The 26,420-nt window shown below is 52.4% G+C and carries 25 protein-coding genes; 15 read left to right on the forward strand and 10 right to left on the reverse strand.

Annotation, left to right across the window (positions count from 1 at the left end; all coding sequences use genetic code 11):
• Positions 1 to 105 precede the first annotated feature (105 nt).
• Genes HA51_RS08185 through HA51_RS08195 form a run of 3 tightly spaced genes read left to right on the forward strand, consistent with a single transcriptional unit; the run spans position 106 to position 3,678 of the window.
• Positions 106 to 1,515 (forward strand): c-type cytochrome, encoded by a 1,410-nt coding sequence (locus tag HA51_RS08185; RefSeq protein ID WP_084934046.1) that lies wholly within the window; start codon positions 106 to 108, stop codon positions 1,513 to 1,515.
• Positions 1,505 to 2,035, forward strand: coding sequence for a sugar dehydrogenase complex small subunit (locus HA51_RS08190; RefSeq protein WP_084934047.1), 531 nt, complete (start codon positions 1,505 to 1,507; stop codon positions 2,033 to 2,035). Before HA51_RS08185 ends, HA51_RS08190 begins: the two co-directional genes overlap by 11 nt.
• Positions 2,032 to 3,678, forward strand: a complete 1,647-nt coding sequence (locus tag HA51_RS08195; protein WP_084934048.1) for a GMC family oxidoreductase — start codon at positions 2,032 to 2,034, stop codon at positions 3,676 to 3,678. The genes HA51_RS08190 and HA51_RS08195 overlap by 4 nt, the downstream gene beginning before the upstream one ends.
• Before the next feature lie 67 nt (positions 3,679 to 3,745).
• Here HA51_RS08195 and fic read toward each other — a convergent pair whose 3' ends face one another.
• Complete coding sequence (fic, locus tag HA51_RS08200; protein WP_084934049.1) at positions 3,746 to 4,822, reverse strand: protein adenylyltransferase Fic; 1,077 nt, start codon at positions 4,820 to 4,822, stop codon at positions 3,746 to 3,748.
• Between the two features lie 571 nt (positions 4,823 to 5,393).
• On the opposite strand from fic, the gene HA51_RS08205 reads away from it, so the two are divergent.
• Genes HA51_RS08205 through HA51_RS08235 form a run of 7 tightly spaced genes read left to right on the forward strand, consistent with a single transcriptional unit; the run spans position 5,394 to position 12,334 of the window.
• Entirely contained in the window at positions 5,394 to 6,260 is an 867-nt protein-coding gene (locus HA51_RS08205; protein WP_084934050.1) for a MurR/RpiR family transcriptional regulator, read from the forward strand.
• 18 nt (positions 6,261 to 6,278) lie between these two features.
• Positions 6,279 to 6,863 carry a D-alanyl-D-alanine dipeptidase gene (gene ddpX, locus HA51_RS08210; protein WP_084934051.1) on the forward strand — a complete coding sequence of 195 codons (585 nt, stop codon included), beginning with the start codon at positions 6,279 to 6,281 and terminating at the stop codon, positions 6,861 to 6,863.
• Positions 6,860 to 8,422 (forward strand): ABC transporter substrate-binding protein, encoded by a 1,563-nt coding sequence (locus tag HA51_RS08215; RefSeq protein WP_425435711.1) that lies wholly within the window; start codon positions 6,860 to 6,862, stop codon positions 8,420 to 8,422. Before ddpX ends, HA51_RS08215 begins: the two co-directional genes overlap by 4 nt.
• A gap of 58 nt (positions 8,423 to 8,480) precedes the next feature.
• Positions 8,481 to 9,503 (forward strand): ABC transporter permease, encoded by a 1,023-nt coding sequence (locus HA51_RS08220; protein WP_084934052.1) that lies wholly within the window; start codon positions 8,481 to 8,483, stop codon positions 9,501 to 9,503.
• Positions 9,500 to 10,393: a D,D-dipeptide ABC transporter permease gene (ddpC, locus tag HA51_RS08225; RefSeq protein WP_084934053.1), complete on the forward strand. Its 894-nt coding sequence runs from the start codon at positions 9,500 to 9,502 to the stop codon at positions 10,391 to 10,393. The genes HA51_RS08220 and ddpC overlap by 4 nt, the downstream gene beginning before the upstream one ends.
• Positions 10,393 to 11,379: an ABC transporter ATP-binding protein gene (locus HA51_RS08230; protein WP_084934054.1), complete on the forward strand. Its 987-nt coding sequence runs from the start codon at positions 10,393 to 10,395 to the stop codon at positions 11,377 to 11,379. Before ddpC ends, HA51_RS08230 begins: the two co-directional genes overlap by 1 nt.
• A complete protein-coding gene (locus HA51_RS08235; RefSeq protein ID WP_084934055.1) occupies positions 11,372 to 12,334 on the forward strand; it encodes an oligopeptide/dipeptide ABC transporter ATP-binding protein in 963 nt (320 codons plus the stop codon). Before HA51_RS08230 ends, HA51_RS08235 begins: the two co-directional genes overlap by 8 nt.
• A gap of 251 nt (positions 12,335 to 12,585) precedes the next feature.
• On the opposite strand, the gene HA51_RS08240 is transcribed toward HA51_RS08235, so the two are convergent.
• The 3 genes from HA51_RS08240 to HA51_RS08250 form a co-directional block, all read right to left on the reverse strand.
• The gene (locus HA51_RS08240) at positions 12,586 to 13,056 is read right to left on the reverse strand and encodes a hypothetical protein (protein WP_245840196.1); all 471 of its coding nucleotides are present in this window, start codon (positions 13,054 to 13,056) and stop codon (positions 12,586 to 12,588) included.
• A 130-nt stretch (positions 13,057 to 13,186) separates the two neighbouring features.
• Positions 13,187 to 14,164 (reverse strand): Ssp4 family T6SS effector, encoded by a 978-nt coding sequence (gene ssp4, locus HA51_RS08245; protein WP_084934056.1) that lies wholly within the window; start codon positions 14,162 to 14,164, stop codon positions 13,187 to 13,189.
• A gap of 457 nt (positions 14,165 to 14,621) precedes the next feature.
• Entirely contained in the window at positions 14,622 to 15,542 is a 921-nt protein-coding gene (locus HA51_RS08250) for a LysR family transcriptional regulator (RefSeq protein WP_084934057.1), read from the reverse strand.
• Positions 15,543 to 15,612: 70 nt separating this feature from the next.
• Between HA51_RS08250 and HA51_RS08255 the strand changes: the two genes are divergently transcribed.
• Positions 15,613 to 16,353, forward strand: coding sequence for an SDR family NAD(P)-dependent oxidoreductase (locus tag HA51_RS08255; RefSeq protein WP_084934100.1), 741 nt, complete (start codon positions 15,613 to 15,615; stop codon positions 16,351 to 16,353).
• Between the two features lie 39 nt (positions 16,354 to 16,392).
• On the opposite strand, the gene HA51_RS08260 is transcribed toward HA51_RS08255, so the two are convergent.
• On the reverse strand, positions 16,393 to 16,548 hold the full coding sequence (locus HA51_RS08260; protein ID WP_211282920.1) for a hypothetical protein: 156 nt from the start codon (positions 16,546 to 16,548) through the stop codon (positions 16,393 to 16,395).
• 52 nt (positions 16,549 to 16,600) lie between these two features.
• On the opposite strand from HA51_RS08260, the gene HA51_RS08265 reads away from it, so the two are divergent.
• On the forward strand, positions 16,601 to 17,611 hold the full coding sequence (locus tag HA51_RS08265) for a helix-turn-helix transcriptional regulator (protein ID WP_139810655.1): 1,011 nt from the start codon (positions 16,601 to 16,603) through the stop codon (positions 17,609 to 17,611).
• On the opposite strand, the gene HA51_RS08270 is transcribed toward HA51_RS08265, so the two are convergent.
• Positions 17,608 to 18,171, reverse strand: coding sequence for a YbhB/YbcL family Raf kinase inhibitor-like protein (locus tag HA51_RS08270; RefSeq protein ID WP_084934059.1), 564 nt, complete (start codon positions 18,169 to 18,171; stop codon positions 17,608 to 17,610). The two genes, HA51_RS08265 and HA51_RS08270, sit on opposite strands and share 4 nt — an antisense overlap.
• A gap of 237 nt (positions 18,172 to 18,408) precedes the next feature.
• On the opposite strand from HA51_RS08270, the gene HA51_RS08275 reads away from it, so the two are divergent.
• Positions 18,409 to 18,624, forward strand: a complete 216-nt coding sequence (locus tag HA51_RS08275; protein ID WP_084934060.1) for a hypothetical protein — start codon at positions 18,409 to 18,411, stop codon at positions 18,622 to 18,624.
• 119 nt (positions 18,625 to 18,743) lie between these two features.
• Here the strand turns inward: HA51_RS08275 and HA51_RS08280 are convergent, their stop codons facing one another.
• The gene (locus tag HA51_RS08280) at positions 18,744 to 19,667 is read right to left on the reverse strand and encodes a LysR family transcriptional regulator (protein ID WP_084934061.1); all 924 of its coding nucleotides are present in this window, start codon (positions 19,665 to 19,667) and stop codon (positions 18,744 to 18,746) included.
• Between the two features lie 111 nt (positions 19,668 to 19,778).
• Between HA51_RS08280 and HA51_RS08285 the strand changes: the two genes are divergently transcribed.
• Together HA51_RS08285 and HA51_RS08290 are read left to right on the forward strand one after the other, a co-directional pair.
• A complete protein-coding gene (locus tag HA51_RS08285; RefSeq protein ID WP_084934062.1) occupies positions 19,779 to 20,918 on the forward strand; it encodes a M20 family metallopeptidase in 1,140 nt (379 codons plus the stop codon).
• On the forward strand, positions 20,905 to 22,305 hold the full coding sequence (locus HA51_RS08290) for a YfcC family protein (protein ID WP_084934101.1): 1,401 nt from the start codon (positions 20,905 to 20,907) through the stop codon (positions 22,303 to 22,305). Before HA51_RS08285 ends, HA51_RS08290 begins: the two co-directional genes overlap by 14 nt.
• 55 nt (positions 22,306 to 22,360) lie before the next feature.
• Here HA51_RS08290 and HA51_RS08295 read toward each other — a convergent pair whose 3' ends face one another.
• From HA51_RS08295 to HA51_RS08300, 3 genes are read right to left on the reverse strand one after another with little or no spacing between them, the layout of a single operon-like run.
• Positions 22,361 to 24,352 (reverse strand): hydantoinase B/oxoprolinase family protein, encoded by a 1,992-nt coding sequence (locus HA51_RS08295; protein ID WP_084934063.1) that lies wholly within the window; start codon positions 24,350 to 24,352, stop codon positions 22,361 to 22,363.
• A 12-nt stretch (positions 24,353 to 24,364) separates the two neighbouring features.
• A complete protein-coding gene (locus tag HA51_RS27500; protein WP_245840197.1) occupies positions 24,365 to 24,913 on the reverse strand; it encodes a hydantoinase/oxoprolinase family protein in 549 nt (182 codons plus the stop codon).
• Positions 24,864 to 26,420, reverse strand: coding sequence for a hydantoinase/oxoprolinase family protein (locus tag HA51_RS08300; RefSeq protein WP_245840198.1), 1,557 nt, complete (start codon positions 26,418 to 26,420; stop codon positions 24,864 to 24,866). Before HA51_RS08300 ends, HA51_RS27500 begins: the two co-directional genes overlap by 50 nt.

Below are 26,420 nucleotides of genomic sequence, written 5' to 3' on the forward strand. Positions count from 1 at the left end.
TTTTGTAAATCAAAAACATTTGATATTCTGCATTCCCGTAACTTTGTTGCGGGAATGTTTTTCTATTTAACACCATATAATTATTATTAACCGGAAACAATTATTATGAAGGCAAGAAAGGTGAGACCGCGTTGTCTACCTTTCGCGTTGAGTTTACTGTTGTCGACGACATTTTTAGCCCATGCTGAAAATGCGCCTGATGCTGCATCACTTATCGCGAAAGGGAAATATCTGGCTATTGCGGCGGATTGTGGTGCATGCCACACGCCACCCAACCATGGTGATGAAATGTCAGGCGGATATGTTATTTCTTCGCCGCTAGGAAATATCGTTGCCAGTAATATCACCCCCTCTAAAACAGCAGGGATTGGAGATTACACCGAAGAAGACTTTGCTAAGGCAGTACGTGAAGGGATAAACAAACAAGGACAGCATCTTTATCCTGCGATGCCTTATACCTCTTACGCAAAAATAACCGATGCAGATATACATGCGCTGTATGCTTATTTTATGCACGGAGTGAAAGTCAGCGATCATCGCCCACCGGCCACCGATCTGCCTTTTCCGTTTAATATTCGTTTAAGTATGGCGTTATGGAATACTTTATTTGCAGATAATAAGGTGTTTATTCCCGCACAAGACAAATCTGAGCAGGTTAATCGCGGCGATTATTTAGTCAATGCATTGGCTCACTGTGATACCTGCCATACACCGCGTAATTCACTGATGGGACAAGTGAATGACCAGGCATTGAGCGGGGGAAGTTTGGGTAGCTGGTTTGCACCCAATATCACACCGGACAAACATTCGGGCATCGGCAACTGGAGCGATGAAGAGATCGCGCAATACCTGAAAACGGGGCATGTTGCGGGCAAAGCACAGGCCGCGGGCCCTATGGCTGAAGCGGTTGAACACAGTTTGCAGTATCTCAATGACGATGACATCGCAGCTATGGTGGCGTATTTGCGTCAGATCCCTGCTGTGGGCCAGTCTTCTGGCGCATCACGCGAATCGTTAGGTAAACCTGCGACAGATGAAGCCGCACTTCGCGCGGTGAGCCATCCTGATGAAGGCTGGAAAATCTACGGCAGCACCTGCGCCAACTGTCATCAGCCTGATGGCTCGGGCAATAAACTTTATCCTTCACTGTTCCACAACACGGCAACAGGCGCACCACAGGCGGATAACCTCATCGCCACCATCGTCTACGGCGTGCATCGCCAGGTCAACGGGCAGGATATTGATATGCCTGGATTCGGCCCGGATGCTCTGTTTACCGATCGTCTGACCGATCAACAAATCGCAGATGTCAGCAATTATGTGCTGAAAAACTTCGGTAATGCCCAGCTCACGGTGACACCGCAGCAGGTTAAAACCGTGCGTGAGGGTGGCGAACGTCCGCTGATTGCCCGTTTGGCTCAGCCTGCAGTATGGGGCAGTGCAGCGGCGGTCATCATCATTCTCTTGGTGCTTCTGATTTCTCGTTCGCGCAGAGGTAAAAAGCATGGCGCATAATTCCACCCCCCGAATTTCTCGCCGTCGCTTATTGCAGGGGATGGGTATCTTATCCCTTGGCGCGATGTGCAATTCACTGTTCCCTGCACGTGCACTGGCTGCCGAACAAATGGCAGACAACGCCTTCCTTGATGTGTCCGCTTTCCTGGTCAGTCGTCCTGTTGGTCCCATTTTGGGGCAGCGCTATTTCAGCGCCTTGGTTCGTCATGATGCGCAGTTTCCGCAAAAGCTGAGCAGCCTGCATACGCTATTGCAGCAGCATACCTTTGCACATGTCGACGATTTCCTTGCCGCATTCAGCGCGGATAACGCGGACTGGCAGACAGCAAAAACGGTGATTTCTGCCTGGTATACGGGTGTCGTTGGAACAGGCAGTGACCTGGAACTGATCGCCTACGCCGATGCGCTGATGTACCTCCCTACCAGAGACATTCTCGTGGTACCGACGTACGGCGGAGGTCCGTTCTATTGGGCTGTGACACAACCAGGTAAAGTGGCAACAACAGGAGAAAGCGCATGAGTGCTAAAAAGGTCGATGCCGATGTGATCATTATTGGATCCGGCGTTATGGGTGGTCTGGTCGCCACCCAAATGGCAAAAGCGGGCAAGTCGGTGATCATTCTTGAGGCGGGTCCGCGCGTTTCACGCCAGGAGATCGTCGAACGCTTCCGTAATTCTCCGTTCAAAATGTCACTTACCAACATCAAGTTGCAGGGAGTGGGATCGCCTTATCCTAACCCGCCGCATATTCCGTCAACTTACGGTGATTATTTACAACAGGTTGGCCCGGTTAAATACCCCACTAAATACCTGCGTGTGGTGGGCGGAACCACCTGGCACTTCGGTTCCGCGCTGTGGCGTATGATCCCTAATGATTTCAAATTAAACACTCTTTACGGACGCGGGCGTGATTGGCCCTTTGCTTACGATGAGCTGGAATCTTGGTATGGCAAAGCGGAACATGAGTTGGGCGTTTCAGGCATGGATGGCCAGGATGAGAGTGGTCAAGGTGGTAAAGCCTGGCCGCCACGTTCGACACCCTTCCCGATGCCCGGCTTGCCTACCAGCTATATGTTCGATCGCCTGACGGAGATGTTGGGTAAAGGGGGATACAACCCGGTGCTGGAACCCAATGGCCGTGCGACAAAACCCTGGGGTAAGCGCCCTAAGTGTGGCGGTAATAACAACTGCAACCCGGTTTGCCCCATTGCCGCGAAGTATGACGGTTCAATGCACATTGATGAGGCGGAAAAACTGGGCGCAACGCTGCTGGATAATGCGGTGGTGTACCGTATTGAAGCGGGCGAGGATGGCAACATCACCGGTGTGTGGTACAAAAAGCCGGACGGATCGGAGCATCATCTTACCGCCAACTATTTTGTTCTTGCCGCTTACGGCATTGAATCACCGAAACTGTTGCTGATGTCTACCTCTGAAAAATACCCTAATGGTATTGCCAACTCTTCCGATCAGGTCGGGCGCAATTTGATGGGGCATACGGGTATCAGCATGAATGTGATGATGTCTGAAGATGTCTGGCCAGGGCAGGGACCTACAGAACTCTTGGTCTATCTCAACAATCGTGATGGCGCGTTCCGCAAAGATTTCCCGAGTTATAAAATCAAAGTCCGCAACACTGTCCCTACCGCGGACTATGCTGCTTCGTTGATTGAAAAAGGGGTGTTGGGATCGAAACTGGACGCAGAGATTCGCCGTCAGTCTGCACGTTCACTCAATTTTGCGATTGATTTTGAAACCTTGCCGCTGCCAGAAAACCGCGTTATGCCGAGCAAAACCAAGAAAGATGCGATTGGTATTCCACTGCCGGAAATTTACTACAGCGTGACCGATTACTGGCATGCGGGTAAAGAAGAGGGCATCAAGGATTTCCACAAGTTTGCGGAATTGCTAAACGCAGAAATCCTGTCTATTGATACCAAGTTCCAGGATCGCCAGCACATTATGGGCACCACGATCATGGGGGAAGATGCAAAAACCTCGGTGGTAGACAGCAACTGCCGTACCCACGACCATCCAAATATGTGGATCGCCGGTACGAGCGTAATGCCTTCTGCCTCTTGCATGAATCCAACCTTAACGGGTGCAGCGCTGAGCCTGAGACTGGCGGAGCATATGCTGCAAACCATGGGTAAGCACTCATAAAAGGCGTCAAGAAGATATTCACCTAAGATAAACAGCCGGGCAACCTACCCGGCTGTTTGTTATCTGCTTACTGATTCAGTTCCTGTAGCAGTCGCGTATTCATATACAGCTTCTCGCGCCCGTAACTTTTCTCTTCCAACACGCCAATCTCGACTAACTGCTTCAAATAAGTGGAGGCCGTTTGGCGTTTGGCGATGCCACTTTCAACCAAGTTTTCAATGCGGCAGTAGGGTTGCGCAAAGAGAACCTGTATCAATTCGTGGGAATAAATCTTTGGCAACGCCTGTCGAACATATGCCGCCACCTCGGTGATCAGTGCACGAACAATACTTATTTTCTGGGTTGTCCAGATTGCTGTATTTTGCACGGCTTCCAACATGAACAAAATCCATGCCTCCCATTCCCCTTGGGCAGTGACACCGCGCAGCAAGGTGTAATAATCGTCTCGGTTTTCCAGAATGAACCTTGAAAGATACAGAATGGGAAGTGAGAGCAACTCGGTTTGGATTAAATACAGAATGTTTAGGATGCGTCCAGTCCGACCATTTCCGTCAGGAAACGGGTGAATGCACTCGAACTGGTAATGCGAAATGGCCATTTTCACCAGTGGATCGATATCATCTTCGGCATGAATGAAGCGTTCCCAGTTTGCCATCAAGTCGCGAATATCTGCTTCACCCACTGGGGGCGTGTAGACAGTATTATTATGCTGATCGCGCAACACCGTTCCTGGTGTTTTGCGAATATCACTTTGAACCGCGCGCAGTTTGGTGCATAGCGCGATCGCAGTATTGGTGCACAGTGGGTAAGCATCAAGATGCGTAAATCCTTCGAAAAGAGCTGTCCTGTAGCGCAGTGCCTCTTTCGTTGCAGGATCCGCATTCTCTTCATGATCGGCATATTGGAAAAGCTGATCGCTGGTGGTCACTATGTTTTCAATGCGCGATGAATCCTTCGCTTCCAACATGGGGAGGATGTTAATCAGTAGGCCTTGGTCAGGAATCAGTTCCCCGGCGGTTTTGAGTTCAGCCACCGCTGCCCGAGCAGTGATACAAGCTTTTAAAACCCTGCGAGTCTCAATTTTTTCGAGGTCAGGCGGGAGTAACGGCAATGCGTTATAGGGGACTTCAGGATTCCAGACCATATGTTTAAAAAACCCGGTTTTATCGACATATGGTCATAATATGTCGATGCCATAAACATGTCACGGCCATATGTTTATAAAAACCGATTTTATCGACATATCGCCAAAACGTGTCGATGCCATAAACATGTCACAGCTATATGTTTAAAAAATCCCATTTTATCGACATATCGTCAAAACGTGTCGATGCCATAAACATGTCACAGCTATATGTTTAAAAATCCGATTTTATCGACATATCACCAAAGCGTGTCGATACCATAAACACATCGACGCAGGGTTATGCCATTTGCATCGGTTTACATATACGTCCCTGCCTCCTGCTGAGAAATCCCGATCTGTGTCAAAAATCGTACAACTCGTCGTTGCACTGATGTAATGCGGATGTCATTAGTGTTGCACACATATTGCACTTCAACGTCTTCAGGCATCTCATCTTTTCGCCCTGCATTTTAGCTATCTAACTGAATAATTTTTGAATTTTAGAAATTCTCAAACATGGCACACATCCTGCTTTGTTAGTTGTGTGTCAAAACTCAGTGCAATGACAGCCAAATAACATGAATCCACTATGAATGCGAAAACCGATTTTTTTAAAACTATCGAAGCGGCTTACAGCAACCAGACGCCCAGCGAAAAGCGGGTGAGTTCCTGGTTGTTGAGCAATCGGGAACAGATCCCTTTTGAAACCGCTGACAGCATCGCGCAGGCCACCGGAACCAGCGGGATTACGGTTGGACGCTATTTGCGCAAACTGGGATTTCGCAATCTTGAGGACGTCAAAAATATTCTGCGTGAGTTACCCAATACACCTTACAAACACTGGGGTGTGATTGATCGCCTGGATTCGTGGTCGCAACAACAGTCGCTACCTGACCGGGCAAATCAGTCATTGCAGATGGAGCTGGATGCGATCCGCCACGTCTATCAACTGGCACAAACAGACGCCTTTGCTCAGGTCAGCCAGCAGATTGCTGAAGCCGATGCGGTGATCATCCTGGGCATTCAATCCACACGCGGTATTGCGCATACCTTCTTCAGCCATCTCGAATATTTGCGTCCACGTGTGACCTATGCGGATGGGAGTTCAGGCAGTTGGCTGGAATCACTTAACTCTGAATATGAAAAACCCTATGTGGTACTGACGGACACGCGCGCCTACTCCACGGCGGCGCGCCAATTTTGTCGAGTGGCGAGCGAACGTCAGCTTCCCATGGCGTTAGTGACTGATATCTGGTGTCCGTGGGCGCGAGACTACGCGTTGGATTTGCTCCAGGTCAAAACCGATACCGGGAATTTTTGGGACTCACTCGCACCGGTGAGTTGCCTGTTTAACTTGTTGCTCTCTGCCGTGGTTGAACGGCTTGGGCCGCAGCTGTCGGCTCGCCTTGCGCAGAACCGCGCATTGCAGCAGGAATTCGGCCAGTTTGAACGCTAATCGAATAGGGATTAAGACATGATTCAGGAAACGCCTCTTATCGACCTCGCTGAAAAATTTCCTCAGCTCCGTATCGATATGAAATATGCCACCGCTGACAACATTACCGGTCAGCCAATTTACAGCGTTGCGCGCTGTCTGCTTCACGCAGATGCCGCCAAAGCGCTGGAGAAGAGCATTGAAATTGCGCGGGTGGCGGGTTTCACGCTGCTGGTGCTGGATGCTTATCGCCCACAACAAGCCCAGGCGCTGCTCTGGCTTGCCTGTCCCAATCAGGATTACGTCGTTCCGCTTTCCCAAGGCTCCAATCACAGCCGTGGGACCGCGATTGACGTCACACTGATCGACAGCGACGGCAACGTGGTGGATATGGGAACCGGCTTTGATGAGATGAACGAACTGTCTCATCCCTACCACCCCTCACTGGAAGCCACTTTTCAGCGTAATCGACTGCTACTCAATGCCGTGATGTTCGGTGGCGGTTTCTGCGGAATCACGACGGAGTGGTGGCATTTTGAATTGCCGGGAGCGGCGGCTTATCCGCTTATTGACGATGTTTTCACTTGTATTTCCCCAGCAAAGACTGACGGAGTATTACCATGAAAATGAAGTTCACCGCCTCAAAGGGCTTTTTCTCTCTTTTGATTGCAGCAGCAGTGACAACCCTGAGTGCACCCGCATGGTCCGCCGTACCGAAAGACATGCTAGTGATTGGTAAGGCCGCCGATCCGCAAACGCTGGATCCGGCAGTGACCATCGATAACAACGACTGGACCGTGACCTATCCGGCATACCAACGCCTGGTGAAGTACAAAACCGAAAACGGCAAAGGTGCCACCGATGTTGAAGGTGATCTGGCCGACAGCTGGCAGAGTGAGGACGGAGGAAAAGTGTGGACCTTTAAACTTCGCAAAGGAGCCTCTTTTGATGACGGAACACCCGTCACAGCGGATGCAGTAAAACTCTCGTTTGAACGCTTGATGCGCATTAAGCAGGGCCCGTCAGAAGCGTTCCCAGCCGGTTTGAAAATCGACGCCGTGGACCCGCAAACCGTGCGCTTTACGCTCGATTCGCCGTTTGCTCCTTTCCTTTATACGCTGGCGAATGATGGTGCCTCAATCATCAATCCCGCTGTGTTGAAAGCCCATGCTTCCGATGATGCACGCGCCTATCTGGCCGAACACACCGCGGGTTCAGGGGCTTATATGCTGCAACGTTGGCAGAAGGGCCAGCAACTGGTGCTGGTGCCGAACCCTCATTTTGCCGGTAGCAAACCCGCTTTTAAGCGCGTTTCCGTCAAAATCATCAGCGAAAGTTCTGCGCGCCGCCTACAGCTAGAGAAGGGTGATGTGGACATTGCTGACTCACTGCCGGTGGACCAGTTTGCCGCGTTGAAGAAGCAGGGAGACGTCGCCGTTTACGACTATCCCGCGTTACGCGTGACTTACCTCTATCTGAACAACAGCAAGGCCCCGCTCAATCAGCCTGACCTGCGTCGTGCGGTGTCTTGGGCCACGGATTACAAAGGCATGGTTTCCGGCATTCTGGGCGGGAACGGCAAGCAAATGCGTGGGCCAATCCCAGAAGGTATGTGGGGTTATGACGCAGGTGCGATGCAATACAGCTTAGATTTGTCCAAAGCGAAAGAAGCTTTCGATAAAGTCGCCGACAAGCCGAAAACCCTGTCATTCCTCTACTCGGACAATGACCCTAACTGGGAGCCGATTGCCTTATCCATGCAGGCCAACCTTCAGACGCTGGGCATCAATGTAAAACTGGAGAAGCTGGCTAACGCCACCATGCGTGAACGCATTGGCAAAGGGGATTATGACATCGCCATCGGCAACTGGAGCCCGGACTTTGCCGATCCCTACATGTTTATGAACTATTGGTTTGAGTCCGACAAAAAAGGGCTGCCAGGTAACCGCTCGTTCTATGCTAATCCGCAAGTGGATAGTTTGCTGAAGCAGGCTGTGTCTACACCGGATCAGGCGGAGCGCACGAAATACTATCAACAGGCGCAGAAAGTGGTCATCGATGAAGCTGCGTACGTCTATTTATTCCAGAAGAACTACCAGGTTGGCATGAATAAAGCGGTGAAGGGTTACGTCTTTAACCCGATGCTCGAACAGATCTTTAATATTTCCGAGATGAGCAAATAGCCATCGATTTTCATCCTTAATCAGCAGGGCCAATTCTGGCCCTGCTAAGGCAGGCAATATGAGCTTCTGGAGTTTAATCAGACAGCGTAGCTGGGGACTGATATTGGTGGTCGCGGGGGTTTGCGTGATCACCTTTATCATTTCGCACCTTATTCCTGGTGATCCGGCACGGTTACTGGCGGGCGATCGCGCCAGTGATGAGATTGTTCAGCACATCCGTCAGCAACTGGGATTGGATTTGCCGCTGTGGCAGCAGTTTATTCGCTATGTCGAACAACTTTTGCATGGCGATCTAGGCGTCTCTATTCGTACTGGCCGACCGGTGCTGGAAGATTTAAAAAACTTTTTCCCCGCCACGCTTGAACTGGCTTTTTGCGCGCTATTAATTGCGCTGGTGGTCGGTGTGCCGCTCGGCGTGTTGTCTGCTGTGTATAAAAATCGTTGGCTTGACCATCTGGTGCGGCTGCTGGCGCTGACCGGCATTTCCACTCCGGCGTTCTGGTTAGGTTTGGGCGTGATTGTGTTGTTCTACGGCAAACTTAATTTGCTGCCCGGTGGCGGTCGCCTCGACGATTGGCTGGACCCACCGGCGCGGGTGACCGGCTTCTACCTGATTGACTCCTTGCTCAGCGGCGATCTGGAGGTGTTTTTCAACGCGCTGACGCACTTAATTCTGCCCGCGACCACGCTCGCCTTTGTGCATTTAGGCATCGTTGCGCGCCAAATCCGTTCGGCAATGCTGGAACAATTGAGCGAAGACTATGTCCGCACCGCGCTCGCCAGCGGCTTGAGTAAGTTCACCATCGTGGTGCGCTACGCCTTACCCAACGCATTGATCCCCTCCGTTACCGTATTAGGACTGGCGTTAGGCGATCTGCTGTATGGGGCGGTGCTGACGGAAACCGTCTTTGCCTGGCCGGGCATGGGTGCTTATGTGGTTTCTTCCATTCAGGCACTGGATTTCCCGGCGGTGATGGGGTTCGCCATCGTGGTGTCCTTCGCTTACGTGCTGGTGAACCTGTTTGTTGATTTGCTTTACCTTTGGATAGATCCGCGTATGGGCAGGGGAGCTGAAAAATGATGCTGACACAGGAACACGCGGTAACGACCCGCACTCGCCCCGGGCTTCTGGCCTGGAAGCGCCGATGCTGGATGATTAGCAAAAGCCCGTTAACCGTGATCGGCGGTGCCATTATTGTGGTGATGTTGCTGTTGATGATTTTTGCTCCTTTGCTGATACCGCAAGACCCCAACGCCATCAATCTGGCCGAACGTTTACAGGCACCGAGTGCGGCACACTGGTTTGGCACCGATGAAGTGGGACGCGATTTGTTTAGCCGCGTGATCATCGGCTCGCAACAATCTGTCGCGGCAGGGCTGGCCGTAGTGCTGCTGGCGGGCGTGAGCGGTTCATTACTCGGATGCTTGTCAGGCGTTTTAGGCGGGCGCAGCGATGCCGTGATCATGCGTTTGATGGACATCATGCTGTCGATCCCGTCGCTGGTGCTGACCATGGCGCTAGCCGCTGCACTGGGACCGAGCCTGTTCAACGCCATGTTAGCGATTGCCATCGTGCGTATTCCTTTTTATGTGCGTCTGGCGCGTGGACAAACGCTGGTGGTGAAGCAGCATACCTTTGTTGAAGCCTCGCGCACCTTTGGTGCTTCGCGCTGGCATCTGATTAGCTGGCATATTCTGCGCAACGCGTTACCGCCTTTGGTGGTGCAAGCCTCGCTGGATATTGGCAGTGCCATCCTGATGGCCGCGACCTTAGGGTTTATTGGCTTGGGCGCTCAGCAACCGACCGCTGAATGGGGCGCGATGGTCGCCGTGGGGCGCAACTATGTGCTTGATCAGTGGTGGTATTGCACCTTCCCCGGTGCCGCAATTTTGATTACGGCAGTGGGGTTCAATCTGTTTGGAGACGGTGTGCAGGATCTGCTCGACCCGAAAGCTGGAGGGCGTAACTGATGAGCGACAGAATCCTCTCTATTGAGAACCTGCGGTTGAGCTTTCCCGTATTTCAGGGGGAAGTGAAGGTGTTGAATGGTGTCTCTATGCACATCAATCGCGGCGAAATCGTGGGTGTGGTGGGGGAGTCAGGTTCCGGAAAATCCGTCACGGCCATGCTGGCAATGCGCCTGATTGCACACGACAGCTACAAAATTAATGGCGGGTCCCTTGAGGTGCTGGGCAAAGACGTGCTGAGTGCTAGCGAAGCGGAGATGCGCAAACTGCGGGGGAAAAAGGTGGCGATGATTTTTCAGGAGCCGATGACCGCCCTGAATCCAACTCGTCGGATTGGTAAACAGATGGTGGATGTGATTCGTCAGCATCAACCTCTATCGACCAAACAGGCTAAAGCACGGGCGATTGAATTGCTGAGTGATATGCAGATCGCCGACCCGCAAAGTGTGCTGGAACGCTATCCCTTTGAGTTATCCGGTGGGATGCGCCAGCGAGTAATGATCGCATTGGCTTTCTCGTGCGAGCCGGACTTGCTCATTGCCGATGAGCCAACCACGGCTCTGGATGTCACCGTGCAGCGTCAAGTGCTGCGCTTGCTCAAACAGAAGGCGCGCGCAACGGGCACGGCGGTGTTGTTTATCAGCCACGATATGGCAGTGGTCTCGCAACTGTGCGACCGCCTTTACGTCATGTATGCCGGTACGGTAATTGAGAGTGGAACCACCGATACCGTGCTGACGACTCCTTATCATCCCTATTCTGTGGGGCTGTTGGCCTGCTCGCCGGACGGAAGTGAACCGCGTTCTGAACTGACTTCTATTCCCGGCACGGTGCCTAATCTTGCCAAACTGCCGACAGGTTGTGCCTTCCGTGAACGCTGTTTTGCGGCGGGGGAAGCCTGCGGTATCACTCCAGAACTACACACCGAAGGCCGGGCCAATCGGCAGGTGGCTTGTTGGTATCCGCAACAGGAGCGCGCTCATGTCTGAAGCACTGCTTGAACTGAATAATGTACACGTCAATTTCCCAGCCAAAACCAACTGGCGCGGCAAGGTGACGGAGCAAGTCCATGCGCTGAATGGCCTGGATTTGCGCGTGGAGCGCGGTGAGACGCTGGGCATTGTGGGTGAATCCGGCTGTGGGAAAAGTACCTTAGCCAAGCTGCTGATGGGCATGCTCAAACCCAGCACCGGCCAGCTTGAATTAGCGCGCTCGTCCAATTCATGGCTCGGACGTGGGATGCAGATGGTGTTCCAAGACCCGCTCTCTTCGCTTGATCCTCGTTTGCCGGTTTGGCGCTCGATCACCGAACCTGTATGGATTCAGTCACGCACTTCGGAAAAAGAGCGGCGTGCATTAGCGGCCTCACTGGCCGCACAGGTCGGTATTCGCCCGGAATATCTCGACCGCCCGCCGCATGCGTTCTCGGGTGGGCAGCGTCAACGTATCGCCATTGCCCGCGCCCTGTCTGGCCAGCCTGACATCATGGTGCTGGATGAACCGACTTCCGCACTGGACATCTCCGTGCAGGCACAAATTCTAAATTTGCTGGTGGAACTACAGCGGCAGCGGAATCTCACCTATGTGCTGATATCACACAATGTGTCGGTGGTGCGCCATATGAGCGACCGCGTCGCGGTAATGTACTTAGGGCAGATTGTTGAATTGGGTGAAGCAAAACAGGTGCTGGATTCGCCAAAGCATCCTTACACGCAGTTGCTAATGGAGTCCGTACCGCGTATTGGCGCTGAGCTGGAGGGTGCGCCAGGGAATACCGAGTTGCCGGGGAATCGGAAATTGCCGCAAGGGTGTTATTTCCGCGAGCGCTGTCCGTATGCCGGAGCGGGCTGCGAACAGCCGCAGGAGCTAAGGGAGTTGGGGAGCGGTGTGGGGGTTAGATGTTGGCGGGTTGGCAATGGGTGTAGGGATATTGCGAAGCAGTAAAAGCGATTTCACCTAGCGTGTATCCGAACAAAACCACCCCGATCAATGACTGCCAAGCGATAAATGTTAGCGTCTATTACCGACAGATCGTGATAGATAATGGGGCAAAAAAGTGAGAACTGTCGCTTCAATTGCCCCAGCAGCAATACGAGTGCCCGTATTGACACAACCTGTGCAGTAGTTCCTCTGACCGACTACCCGCTGATTTACACACCGGCATCTATACCATTAGCACGCATAATTTCTATACTTCATCGCTTTACAGCCGATAGGATCTGGCGCTGAATATTCAGTTGCTTGCGCCAGACTCTGTTGTGTAAATACAGCGCATTGGTGCGGAAAAACATGTCGCTATTAATACATTTCACACTAAAGCCACTGAAAATTAATCCCAAAAGCGAGCTGATAACGAACCACATATGACGTTCGGCACCGAATAATGCCGGGATAAACGCTGTCAGAAAGAAAGCAGCCGCGATCAGTACCGTCAGGAAAAGCATTCCGAGATAAATTTTTATCGCTAACAAAAAACCTCGTGAAATGAATACCATCGCCGTAACGGTAATCAAGCTATAGAGCAATGAGGCAGGAACAATAGCAGCCATCACGGCGTACTTCGGCAAGTCTAGCCAATTGAAAAGCGCCAGCCAGATAAAAGGCTGTGGAAAGGCGAAACTCAAAACTGCGAGGATCATGCTAGAGATAAGCGGTAACCCGACCATATGCCAGCCTGCGGGTAGTTCGAGCCGATCCTTTAAACGATCTTTTAATTTTTCAAGCCTATCAGGATCGTTTGTTGTTATTTTTTTGCTACAACAGCACTTAATGCAAGAGTTCTCTCTATATTTTTCATCATCTACCCATTACTTCCTGTAAGGAAAATGACTGTATTAAACCAATTATATATTTCCCGGAGGTTTTAATATTACCCGGATTGCGTATCGTTCCTGTCAACGCGCTGCCAGCAAACGCAGACGTATTTAAGAAAGCAGCCGTCAATTCACGCTGTAATGCCGTTTGTAGCGCTTCTGAAGGATAACGCTTGGGATAAAATCCTACGTTCATTGCGGCTTTTATACCGCTATTGGATATTCCCGGATTTTGCGCGCGGATAATTTCCTCGGTAATACGTTTTCGTTCGGCCCGGCTTAAACCTTTAAGCCAGTTTGTCACGCCAGATGAAGTTGCGCCTTTCATCAGTTTGTAGGTCTCAAGGGTGCTTTTTAATCCAGCCCCGGCGCCGGCAAGTGAGAGAACATCCAGTGCTGTGCTGGTTGTGACATACCAAGATTCGCTATCAAGCCAAGTGACAACTTCATTATTATTAGTCGCGATCAAAGAGATGCGCCCCAATCCAATAACACATTGCGCTACGGTGGCGACTGTTCCGGCGGTAATGATCGCAGCTACCACGCCTGATGCTCCTGCAGTCAGGGGTACAGCAGCACCGGCACCCAGTGCCAGTACACCTGTGACCACTGCGGCGCCACATGAAATGGCCGTCGAGGTGATTTCATTCGCAAGCGAAGGAGCTTGGATCGCCGCATTCATGGCTTTGGAAGCAATATAAGTGGATTGAGAATTAACTTTTGTAACAATGACATGGCTGACCGTGCTTTGATTATGTGTAGCTATTCGCCGCGAGGGACGCACTAACCATTGGCGCGGGCCGTCCGAATAAATGATGCCGACTTGGTTAAAACTACGCATACAGTCGAGTTGATTGGCCAGCGACGTAAAGTCAAAGTCATCGCCAGAGGCCATACCAAGGCCTCGAGCAGTACTGTAATCGGGAAGATGGTTACCAGATAGTTGGCTGGAAATGGTCATTGAGTCGCTCCATCGTCAATGTTTTTATATTATTTAGATATTAAAAGTAAATTGCTTAACACAGTACGAGATTAAGAATAATCCGAATGAGTTGCCCATGGCTGTGAAACAAAATTCCTAACTAAAGACTGGGATAATAACAGCTAATTTCCAAAATTTCTGCACCGAAGTTTTTTGGCGTGTTGATGTCTTCATGTGCTTTCAGGAGATGATTTACGTGTTCGTGTAAATATCGGTTCCAAGACGTTGAACTATAACCGTGCAGTCAGCACCGTCTGGTGAATTTAGTCTCAACCTGTAATTGAAGCATAAAGAGTCAAGAGTATATGCTGTATTTAACATAATTATAGGTTGGGAGTTGGGTACAGTTTTTTCAACCTGTCATACTAAATGATATAAATATATTTTTAACATATTCTCAGGTCAGACAGTGGCGAAAGCAAGCATTCTCACCCCCCTAAAACCGCCCCTTCATAAACCCCAAAAATGCCCTCAACTTCGAAGGAATATGCAACCGACTATCGTAGTAAATATAGAAAGCCGAATACGTCGGCCACCAAGCTTCCAGCAGCGGCACTAACGTGCCTTTTGCGAAATCCTGCTGTACCGATGCTTCAAACGCACAACCCACTCCTAGACCCTGCCGCACCACATCCACCAGCAAGTCCCCGTCATTAGTAATGACCGTATTGCGAGTCTCTACATCGAAGCGCGAGCCATCCTGCTCGAACTCCCACTGATAAAGTCCTTTCGCTAACCGAACCGTGACGCACTGATGCTGTAACAGATCTGCCGGGGTAATGGGCGCTGCATGCTCTTGCAAGTAAATAGGGGCGGCAAAAGTCGCGATGCGTTGTGGACCGCCCATGCGCATGGCAATGCGATCCAAATCGAGGCTCTCTCCCAAGCGGATTCCGGCATCAAACCCTCCGGCAATGCTGTCGGTTAAATCATTGCTGCAGTGCATATCAATGATGACGTCGGGATACTGTTTATTGAACGCGGCGAGGTGCGGCAACACCACAATCTCCGCCGCAGAGCGCGAGACGTTCAATCGCAAGATGCCGGATGGCGTGTCGCGTGACTCGCTGGCGCTGACAAACGCGGTGTTGATGACATTCAGTGCGGGTACGATCTCTGCAAGGAGTCCCTCGCCTAACTCGGTCAGGCTGACATGGCGCGTTGAGCGGCGCAGTAAACGCATATCCAGCCGCTCCTCCAGCTTACGCACTGACTGAGATAACGCCGACGGCGAGATTCCCAGTTCCGCTGCCGCGCGGCTGAAATTGCCGTGATGTGCCACACGGGTAAAGTTGACTAAGGCCGGTAGCAGCTCTGGTGCGATGGCGAAATTATTAAGTTCTGCTTCATAAGTCATGTCGATTACGCCGCTTTATCCGTTTAATACAGAGATTAACATGGCTTTCTCAGCCAAACAGGAGAAAGGCATGAAAGATATTAACGGCAAGGTGGTTATCGTCACCGGAGCATCCAGCGGTATCGGTGCAGGCATCGCGCTGCGTCTTGGTGAAGAGGGCGCCAAAGTGGTGGTGAATTACGCCAGCAACAGCGCAGCTGCCCAGCGTGTTGTCGATACTATTGTTGCGGCAGGCGGGCAGGCCATCGCGTTTCAGGCCGATCTCGCTCAGCCGCAGCAGATTGCACCGCTGATTGAGGCGGCGGTCGCGAAATACGGTCGCCTGGATGTGTTAATCAATAACGCCGGTATCTACCGCATGGATACCCTCGAAACCATTAGCGCTGAATCCATTGATGCGCATTTCAATTTAAATGTTCGCGGTTTACTGCTCACCACGCAGGCGGCGGCAAAAGTGATGTCGGCAGGTGGCGTGATTGTGAACATCAGTTCCGGTGTCAGCAAAAGCCCCAGTCCGGTGGCACAGGTTTATTGCGCCACGAAGGGTGCAGTGGATGTGCTGACGCGTTCACTGGCGTTAGCGCTGGGTGAGCGACAAATCCGTGTGGTGGGAATTGCGCCAGGGTTGACGCTAACCGAGGGCAACACCGAGATGGTACAGCCATTCCTCGATCACTTTGTTGAGAAAACGCCGCTGGGTCGTGCAGGTTATCCGCGTGATATCGCGGCTGCGGTAGCTTTCGCGATCGGTGAGGATGCAGGCTGGATTACCGGCAGTACCATTGATGTTGCCGGCGGCATGGTGTTTTGAAGTATTGCGTGCCCCGCATCGCAGTAGGGCACGCTTGCTTTACATCGGCTTACTTGCGTAAGTCGCCATAAACGTTGGCATATAGCGTTCAATCAGAAACCGAGGATGGGGATGAAACACCTCGTCGAAACCCGCCACTAAAAAGCCCGCCTGCAACTGACCGTTGATTTGATCGGCCAGGCTATGTCCAAACACCAGCGTCCAACATCACACTGCCTATTCACTGGATAGCCGGGCGACGTCTTCTTTGCCCGATCAATGGTGGCGTCTTTATCAGGATCTGAACTTAAACACAGCCGTTGAGCAGGCGCGGGCAAATAACGTGGCCATTGGGGTGGACTGCCGCCACCGCCATAACGGGCATGCTGCGTTGCTCGGAAAAGGATGTCGTCATGAATACCAAAAACCTATAGATTTTATAAAGAGTTCAGAGACTAGCAAGGATCGCCGGATGACCAGTAGAACAATATCCACCCGTATGGGCATTGGCAGTACCGCAAAGGTGTTTCAATCCCAGGCATTGCTGACATCGGGTCTTTCGCTGGATGAGACAGCGCTGATATTGATTCGTCGTGGCAGTAAGCAGGTGGGGTATAACGGGCACGAATATCATCTCAACGCCGGTGATGCACTGCTTGTCAGTGCCGATACCCGACTCGATGTCACAAATCTTCCGGCCACGCCCGCTGAAGGTTACGAAGCCGACTGGTTGAGCTTCCCCAACCATATCATTGACGGTTCTGACGCAAGGGCAATGGCGATCTCAAGCTTAAGCCATGGTTTCATTGATGCGTTTTATCATGCGGTAGCTGCCATCAAAGATCATGCTGGAATATCCGATAAAGTGGCAGAGAAGCGTCTGGAAGAGGTGATGCTCTGGCTGGAAGAGCATGGCATTGTTTTACGCCTTAACCGAGTGGAAAAGCTGACACAGAAAGTAAGACGAATGATTGCTTCTGAAATAGCGAAAGAGTGGACGGCCGAAGAGGTCGCCCATTCTCTTGCCATGTCTGAGTCAACGCTGCGCCGAAAATTAAGCGCTGAAAACGCTGCCTTTCAGCAGCTTCTGGCTGATGTGCGTATGTGCCATGCGTTGACGTTATTGCAGGTAACCGATCGGGCCATTTCACAAATCGCGTATGACGTTGGATACGAAAGCCCATCAAAATTTTCTACGCGGTTCCGTCTGCGCTTTGGTTTTAATCCGGGCCAGGTTCGAACGCAGCTCATTGCCTCGCAGCAAGCAGCAACAAATTAACGTGACTGGTAGACATCAATATGTGCAGTGCCCAGAGCATTGGCATTCACATTGTATCCCACCATCGCGGGTGTCGAGTCAGCCGTGATATTCGCGAGTTTGGCCACTTTCAACGCGGTCAGCGTGATGATGTAATGATGCGTTTGCCCCGCTGGTGGGCACGCACCCGCATAGCCAGGCACGCCAAAATCCGTTCGTGTCTGGATAGCCGACCCCGGAAGCCCTTTATTATCAGGCGTTATTCCTCCCACCAAACTCACTGAACTTGCTGGAATGTTCACCACTTGCCAATGCACCCAGCCAAGTCCGGTCGGGGCATCACGATCGTAAACCTGAAGCGCGTAGCTCTGGGTGCCAGCGGGCGGGTTTGACCACATCAACTTTGGAGAGCGGTTGTTGCCCTCACAGCCGAATCCATACGCTGAGCTCGAAAGTTGGTCCTGAGCGAAATGAGGCTGGGTAATTTGTGGGCTGCTGAGAGTGAAAACTGCACTGGCGTGCACTGCGCCTGCGAAACAGAAAGCAGCAATGCCGGTGATAGTGTTGAATTTTGTGTTCATAGGGAGCTTCCATGGCTGAGTGATACGTCGCATGGTATGCAATGCGGCGCTCGTTCTGCGCGCCCGTTTCCGTCATTCTCTCCTCCAAAACGGGAATTGCAGTGTTGCAACAGAGGGAATCAGCAACGGAGGTTAAACAGCCCGTAAACTCTGTTCTGCCGCCATAAAATAGGCACGAATTCATTCCATTTAAACGGTAACTTATTCGTCTTCTATATTGTTCGGAAAGTTAGTTTAATGAAAAACCTGTCGATTGTTGCTGTAACGGTAGGGTTGCTTTTAGCATTTAGCAGCCAGGCTCAGGCAGAAGGATGTCTGAAGGGAGCGGTGGTGGGTGCTGCGGCTGGACATGTTGCACATCATGCCGTGATGGGCGCGGTCGCTGGCTGTGCGGTCGGTCATCAAATGGCCAAGAAGCAAAAAGAAGCTGAGGCTAAACAGCAGCAAAAGTAACAGGTAGCCCTGCGCTGCTGGTTTAGCCTTAAACCAGCAGCTATACAGCTTAGTGCATGCCTATTCGAGTATTAACTCAATTCAGCTTGGCTTTTCTGAAGAAGAGCAATTGTCGAGTTTCAAATTATCACCGTCGCCGTTCGCTCAAAAAACTGGCACAACAGCTGCCACAAGTGTTGTGCCGCTGGGGTAAGGCGATGGTCGGTGCTACGAAGAATGTAGCCTTGGCTTTCACGGGCAATGCGATGGTGAATAGGCACGGCGACTAACCCTCGTGAAGCCAGCGTGTCTCCTACCACCTTAGCGGTCATAAAGGCTATGCCCATTCCTGCCTCGCTCAGCGCAATCGCGCTGGTAAACAGATTACAGCTATACGCCGGGCTAAACACTAAACCCTCCTGATTGAACATCACGTTCATATAGCTCTGAATGCCGAACTCTTTATCCATGCCAATCAGGGGATAATTTGCCAGCTCAGCGATCTCAACCTGCTCATGCTGCGCAATGGGATGTTCACGGCGCACGATGGCGCAGATCGGCCCACGCGCAAAGCTGAAGCACTTCACACCGGGTGGCCCAACTGGGCCGAATCCCACCGCCATATCCACTTCACCACGGGTAATCAAGCTGACCGTGGTTTGCATATCACCCGACAGAATTTCGATGAACACTTCCGGGTAATTCTGCGAGAACGGCTGCAACACAGACTTCACCACTTCATCCACGATACCTTGCCCAACGCGCAGGGTTATCGAACCACCGCGCTTGTGGCGCAGATCCTTCAAACGCCTTTCCAGATGGCTTCTACGTTGATGGGTCTGCGCGTAATCCTCTGCCAGTAACTTACCCGCTTCGGTCAGAACCACATTGCGCCCGCGTCGTTCCAACAGTGGCAACTGCATATCACGCGCCAGTTGGGACAGCTGGCGGCTGATGGCCGCAGGATCGACATCTAACGCCTCAGCAGCGCGACGTATTCCACCGTGGATACCGACTTCATATAAGTATCTTATGGATTTATCGGGATAGAGCAGCATTGACATAGGTTTTCGTTATCTGTTGATCTCAGGTCAACAATAATAGCGCTTTGTACCCATTTTTTATGCCCTTTTTTATCCTCATACTCGGAGGTTCACTTAGTGAGGACAGACTTAATGAAAAATATAATAAGTTTTTTGCAGCAACATTCAGATGAAATTTTGTCAGACATCAAGACGTTGGTGGCAGCGGAATCCCCGTCAATGAATAAAGCCGCAGTGGATCGCTGTGGCGACGTATTGCGTGCGCTCATCGCAAAACGTCTCGGTGTTGAAGCAGAAGTGGATCAACAGGAACGCTACGGCAACCATCTAAAATTCACACTGGGTTCAGGCAGTGAGCAGACGGTAGTGCTGGGGCATTTCGATACCGTCTGGGATGAGGGTGAACTGGCGATCCGTGAAGAGGATGGCAAGCTTTACGGACCAGGAGTGCTGGATATGAAGGCCGGGCTGGTACAGGCCATCTGGGCGGCGCGTGCTTTAAAAGAACACAATCTGTTGGCAGGGAAACGTATTGTCTTCCTGTGTGGCAGTGACGAAGAAGTCGGTAGCCCAAGCTCCAGTGATTGGTTATCCCAACATGCAATGGGCTCCTCACAGGTGCTGGTCGTCGAGCCAGCCGTCGCGGGCAGCGGTGCGCTGAAAGTGGCTCGTAAGGGCACCGGCCAATATCAGGTCACCATCACTGGCTTTGCCGCACATGCTGGCAATAATCCCGAAGAGGGGATCAGTGCGGTGCAGGAGATGGCCCACCAGGTGCTGTTTTTACACGGTTTGAATGATCCTCAGCGAGGCACCACGGTTAACGTCGGGATCGCGCAGGGGGGTAATCGAATCAATGTAGTGGCGGATAAAGCGGTACTGGGCATTGATACCCGCGTAACCAGCGAAGAAGAAGCGCAACGTATTCACACTGCGATTATGCAAATAACGCCTTGTTTGGCAGGCATTAAGTTGGATATCACGGGCGCGCAATCCCGTCCGCCGATGCGTCAGAGCGCCGAGTCGCTGGTGTTGCTGCAACGTGCTCAAGCAGTTGCTCAGCAGATCGGTTTCAGCGTTGAAGGGCAATCGGTTGGCGGCGGCAGTGATGGTAACTTTACGGCTGCATTGGGCATTCCAACCTTAGACGGTTTAGGCGCGACTGGCGCAGGGATTCATGCACGCCATGAACATATCCTGATCGCAGATATCCCGTCTCGCGCGGCACTGGTCGCGGGCTTGATGTTGGGGGATGCAGATGTCACAGGTTAACGTTGAGAAAAACACCACCAGCCAGCCAACCGCGCCAAAGAGAGAGCAGAGCCCGTATCTGTTGCTGTTTATCATTTTGGTCTTGGCGGCGATTGCCACCTGGATTATCCCCGCTGGCAAGTTTGACCATGAAACACGCAATGGCGTGACCTTTGCGGTGAAGGGCAGTCTGCATACCGTGGCGCGTTCTGGTGTCTATCCAGGCGAGATCTTCATGGCCATCGTCGAGGGCGTGATAAAAGCCGCTCCGATTATTTTCCTGATTCTGTTTACCGGCGGTTTGCTGGCGGTGATTGAATCGACGGGCGCGATTGCTACCGCGCTTAACTCCCTTTCACGCAGCACGAAAATCAGTGACACGCGCTTGATCCTGATTTTTGCCGTGATCTTTGCCATCTTGGGCAGTACGGGTGTGGTGCAAAACTCTGTGGTTGCCTTTGTACCCATCGGCCTGCTGGTGGCGCGCTCGTTAGGTCTTCCGCCGGTTATTGGTATGGCGCTGATCTATCTGACCTGTGCGGCGGGCTTTAACGTCGCATTTTTAGGTCCGGCCACTACTGGATTGACGCAGCACCTCGCTCAGTTGCCACTGTTTTCCGGTATGTTGCTGCGCGGTATTACCAATCTGCTGTTTGTGCTGACGGTGGCGATCTACCTGATTATTTCCGTTAAAAAGATGCGCAAAAATGGACAGGTGCGCGCTGAGGTTCCGGTTGAAACCACATCAGCATCAGCGATTACCGGTCGCCATAAATTGATTCTGGCAACCTGTGCCGTCACGCTGCTGATTTTCATGGTGGGTACGGTACAACTGCATTGGGCAACCAATGAGATGTCGGCAATGTTCATTATCTTGTCGATCCTCGTCGGTCTGATTGGTCGTATGTCAGGTTCAGCCATTGCCAACACCTTCCTGACCGGTTGCTCCCAGTTGGTGAAAGGCGGCTTTATTGTCGGGATGGCGGGTGCAATCTCTGTGGTGCTGCAGCAGGGGAATATTCTCGATCCGATTGTCGGATTCCTCTCCGAGCTGCTGGCCCCGTTTTCTCCTGCTTTTGCCGCGGTGGGCATGTTTATCAGTGCTGCCCTGATGCACTTCGGCATTTCATCAGGTTCTGGTGAGTCAGCGCTGCTGATTCCCATTTTCTCCCCACTGGGTGATAACCTCGGGCTGACTCGTCAAGTCACCGTGCAAACGGTGCTGTTAGGCGAGGGGATAGTGAACTCGATTAGCCCAACCTCAGGCGTGCTGATGGCGGCGTTGGCCACAGCCAACATCTCCTTTGGTAAATGGGTGAAGTTTGTGGCACCCGTGATCGCAATTTGGTTTGCGATTTGCATTATTACCTTACTTATCGGCGTGGCGATTAACTGGGGTCCGTTCTAACACCTCAGAATAAGAAAGGGATGCTGTGCTCAGCATCCCTTATTTCATCGAAATATCAGCCTTGTAAGAACTCCCGATATTCTTCTCTCAAACCATCAAATAGCTGATAGATTAGCGCGCCGCCGGGCGTGGCTTGCCCTTGATCTTCAGCGGCGGTAAGGGCGTCGAACAGACGATGTTTAATATGGAAACGCCATATCACCGGTACGCTGGTGAGAATGTCAGTCAGTGCCAGATAGCGTTCTGGCGTCCAGCTCTGTTCAAATCGCGTGCGCCATGGACCAAAATCGAAGTGTTCCACGGGCGCGACTTTGTTAGCCAACTCATCACGTTTTTTCTCGGTTGCTGTGCTGTCCAGCTCACCGTGACGGATCACCACACCATAGTCTTGTTCCGCACGTTGCGATGAGACGTAACCTCTTCTCACATCGGCTAAAACCTGTTGCGGATCGCGATCCAGCGGTGAACCGTAGCCGCCACCCCCTGCGCCCGTCAGGCGTATAACGTCCCCGGCCTGACAGCGGATCACGTCGCTGTTGCCGAGCATTTCAGGCGAGGCGCTATCAGGGTTCTTCACGAAAATGGCGTTGCTGCCTGCTTGTCCTCCCAGCACTCCCCAAGAGGCAAAGTGCGTGCGGTCACGGTTGCGTGCTGTCACCGTCGTGTCCGGTGCAAAGACCTGAAACTCCATCATCAGACCGGAACCACCGCGATACTTGCCTGCGCCGCCAGAATCCGGCACCAGACAGTAACGAGTAATGCGTATAGGGACTTCCGCCTCGTTGATTTCTACCGGCGTATTTCGCAGGAAGGCAACATTAGCGCCAGAACCTTCTTCACCGTCTCCGAAAGGCATACCCCCAGCACCGCCCCCAACGGGACCGATGGAGGCAATCACCGGACGTCCTGCGGTGTTAGTGGTTTTAACGTTGAGGATCGCCAGACCACATGCCGCGCAGGCAGGCAGGCGATCGGGCACCGCCTGCGAGAATGCGCCAAAGGTCAAAACATGGGTTAACTTACAGGTGAGGCTGCGCATACCCACCGCCGCCGGGTAAACGGCATTCATCACGCTGCCTTCGGGCAGAACACACTCAACCACACGATCCAGGCCCGCGTTAAGCAGAATGTCGGGATTGAGGGTGTAGAGAACGTAGTGATAACCAACCAGCGCCAGAGCGTGTCGCGTCATGCCACCGGTCGGCATATTCAGTGATGAAAGTAACTGCGGATCGCTGCCCGTATAGTCAAGAATGGCGCGGCCACCGCGAATTTTCAGCGTCATGGCGACGCGCATGGGTTTGCCATTCACACTGTCTTCGTCAGCGTATTCCGCAAAGAAATAGTCACCGTCAGGCACGCTTTCCAGAATGCGTTCCGCCTGCTGCGCGGCATAATCGAGTAATGCCACCATACCTTGTTGAAAATCTTCGACACCAAAGTGCGCAATCATCTCATGCACGCGCTTTTCGCCGTTGGCCAGCATCGCCAGTTGTGCATGCAGGTCGCCGATATTCTGTTCAGGTGCGCGCACGTTGGTCTTAATCAGCGTCAGCAGTGCTTCATCCAAAACGCCCTCACGCACAATCTTCGTCGGCGGTATGCGAATCCCCTCCTGATGAATCTCTGTCAGGGTACGAGAGAGCGAGGCCGGCACGGCACCACCGACATCGGTGTTGTGAATATGACCGCCGACAAAACACACCAGCTTGCCGTGCCAGAACACCGGTTTCCACATCACCATATCCGGGCTGTGTGTCGCAACGTTGCCACTGTAAGCGTCGTTGGTCATCGCCACATCGCCGGGGCGATAGTCCTCGATCATACCCAGCACCGGGCCGTAATCGAGACCGATATACCAGGTGGCACCCAACGTTTTTGGTGAGGCAAATGCCAGGCCTTCGGGCGTCAGTAACGCGCAGGAGAAATCCTCAGTCTCTTTGACAAAGGTTGAGTGCGCGGTGCGGACCAAGGTGTGAGCCATACTTTCTGCCGCTGCCACACAGTAGTTGGCCAGAATTTGCAGACCAGAATTATCAAAAGCCATGTCGCGACTCCTTTATTTTGCTGTGTGGGTGAGGTCGGTAAGGATCAGGTTGCCCAAAGGATCAACTTGCGCATTGAAGCCGGGTAACACGGCCACAGTGGTATCAGATTGGGTGATGACTGCCGGACCGCTAAATAGCTGGCCGCCCGCTAATTGGTCACGCTGATACAGTGGAACGGTGAGATAGCGACCAGACATCCACACATCAATATGTTCTGAAGGTACAGGGGGCGCATCGGAGCAGGGTAAAGGTTCCAGTTGCGGTTTGGGTGTCGGCATGCTGACCACAAGGCGCAATGACACCACCTGAATCTGTGCATCTCGATCGCTGTACGCATAAAGATGGGTGTGCTGCGCATGGAATGCCTCACGCAGTTGCGCAAGGTTGCCCTTAGCCAAATCTTCGTGCTGTAACGGGGTTTCAATCTCGAAAGACTGGCCCTTATAGCGCATTTCCGCTGACAGGCTGAACTGGCCCTGATGGGCATCGCTCACTTCATGGCTCAACCATTCACGTGCTTTTTGAGCGAGCTGCTGATATTCGGCTTCGAGTTGCGGCAAGCTCTCTGCCGTCAAGTCGCGGTAGATGATGCGCACAAAGTCGTTTTTTTACATCCGCCACTAATCCGCCCAAGGCACTCAACACGCCAGGCGTCAACGGCACCAAAACTTCGCGCATATGCATTGCGCGCGCGAGGTAGCACGCCATCATTGGGCCAGCACCGCCAAACGGCATTAATGAAAAGGCTCGCGGATCAATACCAAAGCGCGAAACCAAACGGCTAATACCGGCGTACATGCCAGAAACCGAGACGTTAATGATCGATTCCGCAGTGGATTCAATCGATTGGCCTAGCTTGTCGGCCAGAGTGCCTATCGCTGCTTTTGCCGCCGCGACATCCACATTGACCGCGTTGTAACCCAGTTTGGCCTGACCCAGAATGCCGAGAGCCACGTAGGCATCGGTGATGGTCGGTTGTGTGCCGCCGCGCCCATAGCAGACGGGGCCTGGGGTCGATCCGGCACTTTCCGGCCCAACCTTGAGCACGCCAAATTCATCAACGCGTGCGACCGAACCGCCGCCATCACCAATTGACGTCACCGAGACGGAAGGGATATGAATTTGATAATCACCGATGTATTCACCGGTATCATATTGGGCCTCGCCATTGACGATCAGCGCGACGTCTGCGGTGGTGCCGCCTATGTCCAGGCTCATCACGTTTTCACGTCCACACTGTCTTGCTACCCAAGCGGCCCCCATTACGCCTGACGCCGTCCCCGAGAGGATCATCTGCACGCATTCGGCTTTTCCACTCTCGGCGCTCATCACGCCACCGTTGGATTTAGTGACTTTGAGCTCTGCACCGACGCCCGCCTCTTCGAGGGCATGTTGCAGAGCGCCCAAATAATGTGAGACGCGTGGCTGAACATAGGCACCGATCACGGCGGTCTGTGTACGTTCAAACTCGCGGATAGTCGGCCAGACATCACTGGAACAGCAGACGAAAAACCCTGGCATTTCGGTTTCGATCAGCGCCTGTACCTGCTTTTCATGATCGGGGTTGCGATAAGCATGCAACAGTGCGATGACCACGCCTTCACAACCCGCTTCGCGCAGGCTGCTGATCGCGCTGAGGACGCTCTGTTTATCTAAGGGAGTCAGCTCTTTTCCTGTCGCATCAAGGCGACCATCAATGCCAAACACATTTTCACGTGCTACCAAAGGCTCTGGGCGCAGCGAGTGCAGGCTATACATATCGGGGGTTTTTAACCTACCGAGCGCCAGCACATCTTCAAAGTAGCGATTGGTAATCAGGCCTAGCTTGGCCCCTTTTTTCTGCACTACGGCATTGACGCCAACCGTGGTGCCGTGGGTGAAGTAGTGGATATCAGCGGGATTAATCGCGTAGCGCTTCACCAACTCCCCGATGCCATGCAACACTTCCTGGCCTGGATCATCGGGCCGTGAAAAGACCTTCAGGCTATGTAACATGCCTGATTCCTCATTAAATACAGCGAAGTCGGTAAAAGAGCCGCCGATATCGACACCAATGCGTAATCCCAT

The sequence above is a fragment of the Pantoea rwandensis genome (assembly GCF_002095475.1).
Classification (GTDB): domain Bacteria; phylum Pseudomonadota; class Gammaproteobacteria; order Enterobacterales; family Enterobacteriaceae; genus Pantoea; species Pantoea rwandensis.